Below are 11,687 nucleotides of genomic sequence, written 5' to 3'. Positions count from 1 at the left end.
GTACTGTATGGCCGCTCAACAGCGCATGTTTGCTTGCGAGCGCACGGGCTTTTCGGTATTTAGTGGGTTGCTTGCCGCCACGTCATCCTGCCAGAGCGGCATCCAACCCGGCATATCCGGTAATCAGGAGCGTCTATGCCCCCCGTGCGTACCATTGGTTCCCGCATCCGTGGATTTCGCGAAGAACGCGAAGTTGACCTGCAAACCCTTTCCCAGAATACGGGCCTTACGGAAGACTATCTTGAAAAGCTGGAATCAGACGCCATCTATCCCTGTATCGGCCCCCTGCAAAAGGTGGCCCGCGCTCTTGGCGTGCGCCTTGGCACTTTTCTGGACGACCAGTTTTCGCGCGACCCGGTGGTGAGCAGCATCAATGGCGAGGCCGAGGCCGATGAAGCGCTGCACACAGGGCGCGTCCCCCGCCCCAGCTATACCTATCATGCGCTGGCCAAGGGCAAGAACGACCGCAACATGGAACCCTTCCACATCCGCATTTTCCCCGACAGCGGCGAACGCAAGACCACCTCGCATCAGGGCGAGGAATTTATCTGCGTGCTCAAGGGCGAACTGCTTGTGGTCTATGGCCGCGAAACCCGCGTGCTCAAGCCCGGCGAAACAATTTACTACAATTCCATTGTGCCTCATTACGTGGGCGCTGCGGGCGACGAGCCTGTGGAATTTCTGGCTGTGACTTACAATCCCTAGGGCATGTTCACTTTCTGTTGGTCTGCTCCAGGGCGCGATTCATGGCCCTTCAGACCGCACACCGCGTAACAGCGGCGCACTCGCCGCAACACGCCTTTGGGAGGATGCATGGAAGAAAAAGTTCGTGAGCGTCAGGCGCAGTTTGAACTGCGCGAATGGACGTTGGGGCAGGTGCTTGACCACACTGTGGCGCGCTTTCCCGATAATGAAGCCCTGGTATACCCTGACCGCAACTATCGCCAGACCTGGAGCGAGTTTGGCGCTCTGGTGGACGATTTCGCCAAAGGGCTGATGGCTCTTGGCGTGCAGAAGGGTGAAAAGGTCGCAGTATGGGCCACCAACGTGCCGTACTGGGTGGCATTGCAATTCGCCACGGCAAAAATCGGCGCCATACTTATTACGGTAAACACCAATTACCGTGAACACGAGCTGCGCTATCTGCTCACCCACTCCGAGTGCGAAAATATTTTTCTTATCGACAGCGTGCGCGACCACGATTATCTGGACACGCTCTACCGCATTGCGCCTGAGCTGCGTTTGCAGTCGCGCGACAGGTTTGTGTGCAAAAGCCTGCCGCACCTCAAGCGCGTGTGCTTTCTGGGGGCGGAAAAGCACCGGGGCATGTATTCCGTGCCGGAAATACTCGCCCTTTCCGTCATGGTGGACGAGGCGGAATACGCCGCCCGTCAGGCCCTGCTCCAGCCGTGGGATGTCATCAACATGCAGTACACCTCGGGCACCACGGGCTTTCCGCGCGGAGTCATGCTGACCCATGTGGGCGTGGGGCTGAACGGGTACTGGATTGGTCGCCACCAGAATTTCGGCCCGGAAGACAGGGTGTGTCTGCCGGTGCCGCTGTTCCACTGCTTCGGCTGCGTGCTTGGCGTCTCCGCCGCAGTGAACCACGGCGCGACCATGGTTATCCTTGAGTCGTTCAACGCGCTCAAGGTGCTGGCTGCGCTCGACAGCGAACGCTGCACGGCTGTGTACGGCGTGCCTACCATGTTTCTGGCAGAGCTGGAGCATCCGCTTTTCAAGCGTTTTGACCTTTCGCACATGCGCACCGGCATCATGGCTGGTTCCGTCTGCCCCGAGCCGCTCATGCGCCGCGTGGTGGACGACATGAACATGACGGAAATCACCATCTGCTACGGCCTTACGGAAGCTTCGCCTGTGATGACCCAGTCGGACATTCACGATCCCCTGTCGCTGCGCTGCGAAACCGTGGGTTGCGCCATGCCTGGCATTGAAGTGCGCGTGGGCGACCCCGATACCTGCGAGGAACTGCCGCGCGGCGAGGTGGGCGAAATCCTCTGCCGTGGCTACAATGTCATGAAGGGCTACTACAATATGCCCGATGACACGGCCAAGGCCATCAGCCCCGAAGGCTGGTTGCATTCCGGCGATCTGGGCGTTATGGACGAAAACGGCTACCTGCGTGTGACAGGCCGCATCAAGGATATGATTATCCGTGGCGGCGAAAATATCTATCCGCGTGAGGTTGAAGAGTTCCTTATGGGCATGCCCGGCATTCTGGACGTGCAGGTTGTGGCTGTTCCCAGCCGCAAGTACGGCGAAGAGGTCGCGGCCTTCATCATCCCCCGCCCCGGTGTGGAAATTCTGCCGGAAGACGTGCGCGATTTTTGTCGCGGCAAGGTGTCGTGGTATAAAATACCCAAGTACATCAAAACAATAACAGGGTTCCCGCTTACGGCCAGCGGCAAGATCCAGAAGTTCAAGCTGCGCGAAATGGCCGCAGAATTCTGGCCAGAGCCCATGCAACGCTAAATACAATGGGCGCGTCCTGCATCGTGCGGGGCGCGCCAGTGCAACAGCATCAGGCTGTGCCTGAAAAGTGCGGGCTCCCCTGGGCCGCCATCCGCGTCACGAACCGGGCAGATAGTTTGCCGCCGAATAAACCTGCATAAACAATCCCGCTCCGCGCCAGTCTCCAGCTTCTGCCGTCAGCCCAACCGTGTGCCCAGCCCCTTGCCATAAGGCATTTCCCAAGCCATTGAAAGGGCATGCGGCCATCCCCGGCGATAGTGCCGCCAGCCTGCGAATTTTTCCACCATCGGGCCAAGGCCCGTCACAACTACAATCAGGTCAAAGAGCGTTATGAGCAATCAGGAATTTTCATTGAATACAGAGTCCCCGCTTTCCATGTCCGCCATGCCCGAGGGCGGCCCAGCCGAGCCTGCACCATCTGCGGCGTCCTCAGCAGCAGCGCCTGCACCCACGGCGGGGCAGTCCTGCGCCTGCCCGCTGGCCCAGGTTCCGGCAAACGTATGGAAGGATCTGCTGCGCCGTCCGTTCCGCAAGCGGCATCCGGTCATCTTTTGGGGGCTGATACTGCTTTTGCTGGCAGGTGTCGGCGTGTTTGGCGCTGCCCTCGGCAGCAACGGCCTCATGGGCGGCCAGCGCATAGCCCTTGTGTCTGTTTCCGGCCCCATCATGGATCCGGAACCTGCCCTTGAGTGGATACGCAAGGTGGAGCGCGACCCCATGATAGCGGGTGTGCTGCTGCGCGTGGATTCGCCTGGCGGGGGCGCAGCGGCATCGCAGGAAATCTATAGTGCCGTGCGTGAGCTGGCCCGCAAAAAGCCCGTGGCTGTCAGCATGGGGTCTCTGGCTGCTTCGGGCGGGCTAATGGTTAGCATGGCGGGATCGCGCGTGTTTGCCAATGCCTCCACCGTGACAGGCTCCATTGGCGTCCGCATGGACATTCCGCAGTTACAGGGCCTAATGGGTAAAATAGGCGTGGGGCAGGAGACCATAACCACCGCCCCCTACAAAGACGCCGGTTCCTACATGCGCCCGTTGAGTACCGAGCAGCGCGACTACTTTAAAAAAGTGCTGGACGACATGCACCAGCAGTTTGTGGACATAGTGGCCGATGGGCGGCACATGGAGCATGCCCGCGCCGCCGCGCTTGCCAGCGGCAAGATTTTTACCGGGCGTGAGGCCGTGCAGCTTGGGCTGGTGGACGAACTGGGCGGGCAGCAAACGGCTTTGGCGTGGCTTTCGGAGCAGTGCGGCGTACCAGCGGAGCGCAAGCTTGTGACCCGGCCCAAGGAAGGCGGCTGGCTGCCGCGCAGCCTCAAAACCATGCTTGGGGTTGATCTGAGCGCGCTGGGCAGCCTTTCTTCCAGCAGCCCTGTGTTTCTTTATCAGTTTTAGGGGAGCAGCGTTACAGATAGTGCCGACGCCAATGCGCTCTGACAATAATAGTTAATAAATCTCTGGCATTATGAGTATTCTGGGCGGCTGTTCTAGACAGCCGCCCTTCCTTGTGCGATACTTCCGCCCGAAAAATACCGCGCACTGCGCGGACATTTCAAGGAGCTTGTCCATGAAATATGCGCTGTTGGGTTCATTGATGGCCTGTGTGCTGTTGGCGGGCCTGTGCGGGGCGGCTGCCGCTGCGGAAAAAAAATTTAACCATTTCAGCATAGACTTGCCCGCCAAGTGCTCGGCAACAGAAAAAGAAAGCATCGTAACCGTTTCCTGCGGGCAGGATTCATTCTTTTCCATTGGTATTTTTACCAAGGCGGAAACCGGTAATCTGACGCCCAAACAGTTTGCCGAAAAGCAGTCGGCCAGGCTTAAAGGCACTGCGCCTTCAAAGGCTGACGACGGCGGCGGCTGGACGTTTCAGGCTATGTCCGGCAGGGTCATGACCCATGCGGATGTGTCCACTGAAGGCGATCTGACCCTGCTGTTTATCAGCGACGTGAGCGACACGGACTGGCCCGATGCCTTGCAGAAGGCGTACGATTCCCTGCGCGGAGCCGATGACCGTGCGGACGCCCTGATCCAGAAATCACTTTTTGAGCGGGAATAAGCCCGCGCCAGACGCGCTTTTAATCAAGCTTGCCTTAACAGCAAAGCCCCGCCGGATAAACCAGCGGGGCTTTGCTTTGCGCTGTTAATCGCTCTCAGCAATGCTGCACGCGGCTGAGGCGACCTTGTTGCGCCCGCTGTTTTTAGCGGCGTACAGGGCTTTGTCCGCTACCCTGATGAGCTCTTCGCAGGCCGTGTGGCCTGACAGGGCGCTGGCTGCATCGAGCGCTGCAACGCCTATGCTGATGGTCACATGCCCAAGGGCGCTTTGGCAGTGGGGGATGCGCAGGGCGCTGATGGCTTCGCGCACGCGCTCGGCAACCATTGTGGCGCTTTTCTTGCCTGTTTGGGGCATGATGATGGCGAATTCTTCGCCGCCGTAGCGGAACAGTTCATCACCTGGCCTGAAAAGCGCGGCGCTCATGGCCTTTGCCGCACGGGCGAGGCAGTCGTCCCCGGCAAGGTGCCCATAGGCGTCGTTGTACAGCTTGAATTTATCCACATCGACCATGCCAATGCACATTTCGCCGCCTTCCCGCGCAAGGCGCGCCACTTCCCTTTGCAGGGCTTCATCAAAATGGCGGCGGTTGAACACGCCTGTCAGGTAATCCTTGAGATTCATCTCTTCCAGTTGGCGATTGGCGGCCTCCAGCCGGCGTTCCAGCCCCTTGCGCAGGCTTATGTCGCGCAGCGAAACACAGATGGAGCGAATCTCGCCGCAGGCGTCGGGCAGGCCGTACATGGCCATGACGTAGTCCTTGTCGTCCCAGATGATCTCCTGCTCGGCGATGCTTTTGCCAGACGGAAGAAAGCTGAAGGCCCTGTCCACATCTTCAACAGAGGGAACGCCCGCTTCAAGAATGTGGGCGCGCACCAGGGCGTTGGCGGGCTTGTTCGCAATAATGGCGTACTGCGCGTTGACCGCCAGCAGTTGCCCATCCCTGTTGACGATGCAGAGCGCCATGAAATCGTGCGCAAATACCTCCTCAAAAATGGGCGCGAAATCTCCGTGCATGTCCACAGAACCTATGCTGTGTTCTTCGCCTTCAAAGCCGAGAAGTGTGCCGCAGGCACTGCGCAGAGGTTTTATGCTCAGGCTGGTAACCGTGTGTGTACCCTTTGGGCACACATAGCGCACGGTGCAGCCTGTGAGCGCCCTGGGCTCGGCAGAAGCAAGGGCGCGGCGCAGCATGGCGGCATCATCCGGGTGCATGCAATGAACCAGAAATTTGCCCGTCAGTGATCCCACTGGCAATTCCAGCAACCGCTCCTTTGCAGTGTCCACATTACGATAGACCAGATCAGGGTCAACGCCCCAGCAAAATGATTTTCTGGTATTTTTTTGCATCGACACGATTCCCCCTCCCTTGCCGCCCTGACTGGTTCAGGGGCATTGCCCCTGCTGCGCAGAACTGCGGCAAAGACTCTGTCGATTTCAACGCCAGAATATACATAAGGGAAGCCTTTCGCCAGAGATTTCGGACAGAAAGGCGAGGGCCAAAGAAATATCGAAGATGCCAACTATCCGGCGGGCACAATGGTTGTGATTATGGGAGCAAAGGGAGGACGCGAACAAAAAAAATATGAAAACCATAATTCTCTGGCGCGGAAACTTACACATAAAATGTGATCAAATCACATTCTGGAATAACGGCGCAAGCGCGGAATACCTCTGTGCAAGGTGATGAAATTAAGGCAGGCAGGGAAAAATTCGAATAAATCAATGACCGGAGTAATCCAGAACATTGTTCAGCGGAGCACTGTGGCTTTCAATACGCCCGTGGTTGAAGGCATGGCGATAAAGCCGCCAGCCCTCCATATCAAGCACATCGAGCTTTCCCTTATGTTCGGGGCACAGGTGCTCCCCAAACACAGCCAGTACTTCATCCACGGGAAAGTACATCCCTTCAAAAGAAATGCGGGCCATGTCGCCGTCACGCTCAAGAACAGGCACGTCATCTTCATCCGGCATGGCATCGGCGCAGGCCTGTTCCAGAGCCGCGTAAAAATCGTTGTTTACAGGGTACACATGCCCGTAAACCTTAAGCAAGGGGGAGCGGCTCATGGTTTTGCCGCCGTGTCGCCAGCCTTTGCTGGCACTTGGGGGGTGACGGCATCAGCCTCGGGCTGGCCTCCCTCTTGCCTTGGAGATGTAAGGCACATCTGCTGCCCACGGGCGGCAGCAAGGCCATCGCAGTCGCCCAGAGCGCAGGCGGCGGCCAGATCATCGCACATGCCCGGTTCGTTGCTGCGCAGCATGCGCAACGCGCCGCGCGCCCGCAAAAGCCGGACTTTGTCCGAAGTGTGAGGAAAAGCATTCGTTGTAGCTTCCAGCGCCGCGCTCAGGTCATCTTCGGCAAGAGCCAGTTGCTGCAAGCGCCAGTGGGCCAGTGCGCGGATGTACCGCGCGCGCCCAAGGTCAGGGGCAAGCTCCAGTGCGGCAGTGCAGGAAGCGATACTGCGCTGCGGCATGCCTGCCTGTAAAAGAGCCTCGCCCAGGAGTAGCTGGGCAGCGGCGCTTTGCGGCAGATTGACGGCAGCTTTTTCAAGGGCTGCCAGAGAGTCCGCCGAGGTCAGCCAGCCCTCGGGCGAAAGGCGTAAGGTATCCAGAGCCGTAATGGCGGCGGCAAAAGTGTCTGCCAGAGCATCAGCGTTCTGCTGCGCCTTCTGTTGCGCCGCCTCTTTGGCTATGTCCTCGGGAGTAGGCATGGGGGGGTGCTGGGTCAACTGCCCCGGCGGTGTCACCTTGGCAATATACCATGTACCGCCAGAACCGGGAGACACATCGCCGGAGCCGCCAGCTCCAGGCAGGGCATCGGCGGCAGCGAGCTCCTGAGCGACCTGCTGGGCGTTTGCCGTTGCGGCCATCAGGTCTGCCAGCAACAAACGCCGCACTTTCAGGGCATCTGGATTGCGTAGCAGCCGCAGCAATGTTTCCGCCGCATCTGGCCGGGCCAGCAAGGTGACTGTGATGCTTTGTGCGCCGGAATCCCCGCCAGCGGCAGCATGGTCAACTTCTGTCAGCGGGGTGTACAGTTCTGCGGCCAGCGCCGTGTATTCGTTGAAGTCGGTTATGCCCATGCGGATGTCGCGTCTGTTGGGTAGGGCTGCTGCGGCAGTGTGCAGGGCATCCAGAAGGGCCGCGGCTTCCGCGCACAGCCTTTGGGCATGCGGGGGCAGTGGAGCGGCGGGGCAGTGCGCGCTACGAAGAACGGGCGATGGCAGGGGGAGGGGGCCTGGTCTGGAAGCAGATGGGCCGTTTTCCAAAGGCGAGAGCGGATCAGGCGCGGGAGAAGAGGGGCTGGCCCTTTCGGCTGGGTTGTTGTCAGCCGCATTGCCGTGGGTACCCTTGCCCGCAGTTGCTGGTTTGTCAGCGGCAGAGACTGCCGCCGGAGGGCCGGGCGTATGTTCTGCTGCGTATGCCGCACCGCCGGTCAGCAAGACCGGCGGCAGGGCAAAAGTTCCCAGCAGAACCGCCATGGGCAAGCTGGAAAACAATGTACGCAAGGCCCGCATGGGCTTATTTTTTTGCCTCGATGGTCTGGACAATCTTGTGCGCCATGGGCTTGACCAGGTCGCGCAGAGTTTCCAGCATCAGGTTGTCGGCAGCGCTGCCGGAGGGCAGGCCGGTACGCGACTGCGAAGCGTTGAGCGATTCACGCAGGATGCGCGCCTGCCGGTTGGCAAGCACGTAGTTTGCGCGCAGCGATGTGGACATGTCGGTGGTGGACGTTTCGCGGATGTTGGCTTCATCGACCTGGCCAGTGACCATAAAGTCGGGGTTGCCCTTGCGCGCTTCGTTCACGCTGATGGAATAGGAAACCTGCATGCCGTTGCGCGCAAGTTCATCGGCCAGAGCCTTGCTGATCCACTGGGCGACATTGTCGGTGGTGACAAACGCGCTGCTGTCGCGGCGGGTGCCAATGACGGTCTGATCCATGCGTTTGTCTTCAAACATCACAACGGTCACACGGGGCGCGTTGGGAGAAGGAAGCACCGAAGCGTCCAGAGCGGGCGGCGGCAAGAGTCGAACATTGTTGCTCGGCCCGCAGGCTGCAAGCAACGCCAGCAGGGATACACAAAGAACAATGCGTAAATGTTTCATGACGGCCTCACGTAACTTGTATAGAAAATCTCCAGAATACTCGTTACTACGTATACGCAAAATTTGCCTTTTGCAAGGTTTGCAGGTCTGCCTGCGCCGGATTGTCAGATACAGGCCGCATGCAGCCGCCTTGCAGGCAGCGGCCCAGCATGCTACAGCCTGTCTGTTGCGCTCCCCATCCTCATGCGGAGCAGATTCTGCTATATCCCGCGCGGTGCGCGTTTTTTTCAGGAGCGGCTATGATTGACCTCAAACTGGTGCAAAAGCAGCCCGAAGTGCTGACCAAGGCTTTGACCGACCGGCATTCGGATCTGGATGTTAATGAATTTCTGGCGCTGGACGCCCGCCGCCGCGCCCTGCTGACCGAGGTGGAAACCCTCAAGAGCCGCCGCAACGCGGCCTCTGCCGAAGTGGCCGCCAAAAAACGCGCGGGCGAAGATGCCACGGCCCTGCTGGCCGAAATGAGCGGCGTTTCCGACCGTATCAAGGAACTGGACGTTGAAACCGCCCAGGCCAAGGCCGATGTGGAAACATGGCTCATGCGCGTGCCCAACCTGCCTGACGCCGCCGTGCCAGTGGGCAAGGACGAATCGGAAAACGTGGAAGTGCACCGCTGGGGCACGCCGCGGGAATTTGATTTTGAGCCGCGCGAGCATGGCGATCTGGGCGTGGCCCTTGGCGGGCTTGATTTTGAGCGCGCCGCCCGCCTGACTGGCAGCCGTTTTGTGGTGTCCCTGAACTGGGGCGCCCGCCTTGAGCGCGCACTGGTAAACTTTTTTCTTGATCAGCACACAGTGGCCGAAGACTATATTGAAGTCTGCCCGCCCTATATGGTCAACCGCGCCAGCATGACAGGCACGGGCCAGTTGCCCAAGTTTGAGGAAGACCTGTTCAAGCTGCGCGAGTGGGAATACTATCTGATCCCCACTGCCGAAGTGCCGCTGACCAACCTGCACGCTGGCGAAGTGCTGGACGAGGCCGATCTGCCCCGCGCCTACTGCGCGGCCACGCCCTGTTTCCGCTCCGAGGCGGGCAGCGCGGGCAAGGATACGCGCGGCCTTATCCGCATGCACCAGTTCACAAAGGTCGAGATGGTGCGTTTCGCCCATCCTGACGACAGCTTCAACCAGCTTGAGATCATGCGCGGTCATGCCTGCAACCTGCTGGAAATGCTCGAACTGCCCTACCGCGTCATCACTCTCTGCACGGGGGACATGGGCTTCAGCTCCGCCAAGACCTATGATGTGGAAGTGTGGCTGCCCACGCAAAAAACCTTCCGCGAAATTTCGTCCTGCTCCAATTGCACGGATTTTCAGGCCCGCCGGGCCGATATCCGCTTCAAGCCCAAGGGCGGCAAGGCCATGTTCCTGCACACGCTCAACGGTTCCGGCCTGCCCACGGGCCGCACAATTGCCGCCATCCTTGAAAACTGCCAGCAAAAGGACGGCAGCCTTGTGCTGCCCAAGGCGCTGGTGCCCTACATGGGCGGCAGGGAAGTTATCGAGCCGAAATAACCGTTTTTCGCCAGATGTAAAAACCGGGTGTCTCCTCATGGAAGCACCCGGTTTTTTGCGGTCAAAAATAATTTGGAGCGGCGGTCAGACCGTAAGTTTTTTTCTGCGCCGCAGCACGGCTGCCGCAAGCGCCATGTTGGCGATCAGGCTCAGGCCAAGCAGAATGCGCAAGGGCATGGCAAAGCCGCCCGGCCCAGCATCGTGCCCGCTGTCTGCTGCTGCGGCCCCCTGAGCGGCGCTGACCTCCACCGGGTGTTCAACCCTGTGGCCCATGTTGTCGGCCATTATGATACGCCAGCGGCCCGGCGCATCAGGCATGAAGGCAAAGCGCCCCTGCGCGTCAGTGCGGCCATTCTGAAATTCCACCTTGTCGTCTGCGGGGCTGTAAACCTCCACCTTGGCATAGGTGGGCTGCTCGCCGCTGGAGTAGGCAAACTGCACAAGCACCACGCCGTCGTGCCGGGTGTCTGCCGCATACAGGGCATGGGCCGAAACCTGGGCCGCAGCGCCTGTCAGAAGCAGCGCAACCGCAAGGCTGATGGCGGCGCAGCGCCCCAAAAGGAAAATGCGCATATAACTATCCTTGCCTCAAGCAGGTGTGGGAATGCGATCAGGCGGGAGAAAGCTAACCTTCCCCCGCCTGCGTGCGTGTGGATATGGGGGCTACTTTACGGGGAACACATAGGTGGCGCGCAGATGGTGCTCGTCAGCGTCCGCGCCGGGGGTCTTTTCAACCACCGTGGTACGCAGCATCCACAGGGCGGGCTTGTCCACGGTAAAGGAGGCCTTGCCCTGCGCATCGGTCTGCGCCTTGGATTTGTAGGTGTCCTGATCCTTGCTGAAGGCATCGTGGGTCAGGCCCACAGTGGCATTGGGCACGGGCTTGCCGCGCAGCAACACCTGTACGTTCAGGGGTGCGCCGGGCTTGATGTCTGCGGGGTTGGTCAGCAGCACAAGTTCCAGATCCTGGCCAAGTGCCTTGCCGAACAGGGTGTCGTTGCTGGCGGGATTGAGCAGGGTCTTGGCGAATTTTTCATACTTGCCGGAAGATTTGACCTTCATGCCCTTGGCTTCAAGGGCGGCGCGGCTGCCTTCCATTTCACCCTGCGTTGTTTCGCACCATATCTGGGGCAGGCGGTGGCCCACCAGCATGGCGGGGCCGTTCTGCGCGAGGGTGAAGTCGCCCACCAGCGAAACGAGCGCCTTGTCTTCCACAAGGGCGATGTCGGTTTTTTTGTCGCCCTGCAAGAGGTACAGACGCACGTTGGCGGGATTTTCGGCTTCTTCGCTGACCATGAACACATGGGCTGCCTGCGCCTGCATGCGGGTTTTCTGCCCGGCGGCAGGGGTTGCCGTGTCGGGCTTGAGGATAAATTCGTGGGCCAGGGCGGCAGTGCTGGAAATCATGAGACCCATAAGGGCCAGGGCAGCGCAGAAGTGCGAACGGATATGCATGGTGGGGGGCTCCTTTGAGTTTGTGTTACGAAATTTTATTGAATGCTACAATAGCGCATATGTTT

Annotated in this window: 11 protein-coding genes; 5 read left to right on the top strand and 6 right to left on the bottom strand. The window is 59.5% G+C overall.

Going from position 1 to position 11,687, the window contains the following annotated elements:
* Positions 1-135 precede the first annotated feature (135 nt).
* From NE637_RS05680 to NE637_RS05665, 4 genes are all read left to right on the top strand, one after another.
* Entirely contained in the window at positions 136-705 is a 570-nt protein-coding gene (locus tag NE637_RS05680) for a helix-turn-helix domain-containing protein (RefSeq protein ID WP_192112586.1), read from the top strand.
* Positions 706-813: 108 nt separating this feature from the next.
* Positions 814-2,493, top strand: a complete 1,680-nt coding sequence (locus NE637_RS05675) for an AMP-binding protein (protein ID WP_192112587.1) — start codon at positions 814-816, stop codon at positions 2,491-2,493.
* A gap of 351 nt (positions 2,494-2,844) precedes the next feature.
* Positions 2,845-3,885: a signal peptide peptidase SppA gene (sppA, locus tag NE637_RS05670; protein ID WP_227118677.1), complete on the top strand. Its 1,041-nt coding sequence runs from the start codon at positions 2,845-2,847 to the stop codon at positions 3,883-3,885.
* A gap of 172 nt (positions 3,886-4,057) precedes the next feature.
* A complete protein-coding gene (locus NE637_RS05665) occupies positions 4,058-4,549 on the top strand; it encodes a hypothetical protein (RefSeq protein ID WP_227118678.1) in 492 nt (163 codons plus the stop codon).
* Positions 4,550-4,633: 84 nt separating this feature from the next.
* Here the strand turns inward: NE637_RS05665 and NE637_RS05660 are convergent, their stop codons facing one another.
* The 4 genes from NE637_RS05660 to NE637_RS05645 form a co-directional block, all read right to left on the bottom strand.
* Positions 4,634-5,896, bottom strand: a complete 1,263-nt coding sequence (locus NE637_RS05660; RefSeq protein ID WP_227118713.1) for a sensor domain-containing diguanylate cyclase — start codon at positions 5,894-5,896, stop codon at positions 4,634-4,636.
* 372 nt (positions 5,897-6,268) lie between these two features.
* On the bottom strand, positions 6,269-6,613 hold the full coding sequence (locus tag NE637_RS05655; protein WP_192112591.1) for a hypothetical protein: 345 nt from the start codon (positions 6,611-6,613) through the stop codon (positions 6,269-6,271).
* A complete protein-coding gene (locus tag NE637_RS05650) occupies positions 6,610-8,028 on the bottom strand; it encodes a tetratricopeptide repeat protein (RefSeq protein ID WP_256267612.1) in 1,419 nt (472 codons plus the stop codon). The genes NE637_RS05655 and NE637_RS05650 overlap by 4 nt, the downstream gene beginning before the upstream one ends.
* 40 nt (positions 8,029-8,068) lie before the next feature.
* On the bottom strand, positions 8,069-8,653 hold the full coding sequence (locus tag NE637_RS05645) for a YajG family lipoprotein (protein ID WP_022658895.1): 585 nt from the start codon (positions 8,651-8,653) through the stop codon (positions 8,069-8,071).
* Between the two features lie 239 nt (positions 8,654-8,892).
* On the opposite strand from NE637_RS05645, the gene serS reads away from it, so the two are divergent.
* Positions 8,893-10,167: a serine--tRNA ligase gene (gene serS / locus NE637_RS05640; RefSeq protein ID WP_192112592.1), complete on the top strand. Its 1,275-nt coding sequence runs from the start codon at positions 8,893-8,895 to the stop codon at positions 10,165-10,167.
* 84 nt (positions 10,168-10,251) lie between these two features.
* On the opposite strand, the gene NE637_RS05635 is transcribed toward serS, so the two are convergent.
* Entirely contained in the window at positions 10,252-10,740 is a 489-nt protein-coding gene (locus tag NE637_RS05635) for a DUF4198 domain-containing protein (protein WP_227118679.1), read from the bottom strand.
* 90 nt (positions 10,741-10,830) lie between these two features.
* Positions 10,831-11,622: a DUF4198 domain-containing protein gene (locus tag NE637_RS05630; RefSeq protein WP_225529932.1), complete on the bottom strand. Its 792-nt coding sequence runs from the start codon at positions 11,620-11,622 to the stop codon at positions 10,831-10,833.
* Positions 11,623-11,687: the final 65 nt, after the last annotated feature.

It is taken from the genome of Desulfovibrio desulfuricans (assembly GCF_024460775.1).
Taxonomy (GTDB): domain Bacteria; phylum Desulfobacterota; class Desulfovibrionia; order Desulfovibrionales; family Desulfovibrionaceae; genus Desulfovibrio; species Desulfovibrio desulfuricans_E.
The sequence above is the reverse complement of the archived record's forward strand: the minus strand, read 5'-3'. Positions and strand labels throughout refer to the sequence as shown.

Bases quoted from the DNA above. Each gene is read 5' to 3' on its own strand.
- NE637_RS05650 (WP_256267612.1), bottom strand. From the start codon at position 8,028: ATGGCGGTTCTGCTGGGAACTTTTGCCCTGCCGCCGGTCTTGCTGACC.
- NE637_RS05645 (WP_022658895.1), bottom strand. From the start codon at position 8,653: ATGAAACATTTACGCATTGTTCTTTGTGTATCCCTGCTGGCGTTGCTT.
- NE637_RS05635 (WP_227118679.1), bottom strand. From the start codon at position 10,740: ATGCGCATTTTCCTTTTGGGGCGCTGCGCCGCCATCAGCCTTGCGGTT.
- NE637_RS05675 (WP_192112587.1), top strand. From the start codon at position 814: ATGGAAGAAAAAGTTCGTGAGCGTCAGGCGCAGTTTGAACTGCGCGAA.
- NE637_RS05680 (WP_192112586.1), top strand. From the start codon at position 136: ATGCCCCCCGTGCGTACCATTGGTTCCCGCATCCGTGGATTTCGCGAA.
- NE637_RS05665 (WP_227118678.1), top strand. From the start codon at position 4,058: ATGAAATATGCGCTGTTGGGTTCATTGATGGCCTGTGTGCTGTTGGCG.
- serS (WP_192112592.1), top strand. From the start codon at position 8,893: ATGATTGACCTCAAACTGGTGCAAAAGCAGCCCGAAGTGCTGACCAAG.
- NE637_RS05655 (WP_192112591.1), bottom strand. From the start codon at position 6,613: ATGAGCCGCTCCCCCTTGCTTAAGGTTTACGGGCATGTGTACCCTGTA.
- NE637_RS05660 (WP_227118713.1), bottom strand. From the start codon at position 5,896: ATGCAAAAAAATACCAGAAAATCATTTTGCTGGGGCGTTGACCCTGAT.
- NE637_RS05630 (WP_225529932.1), bottom strand. From the start codon at position 11,622: ATGCATATCCGTTCGCACTTCTGCGCTGCCCTGGCCCTTATGGGTCTC.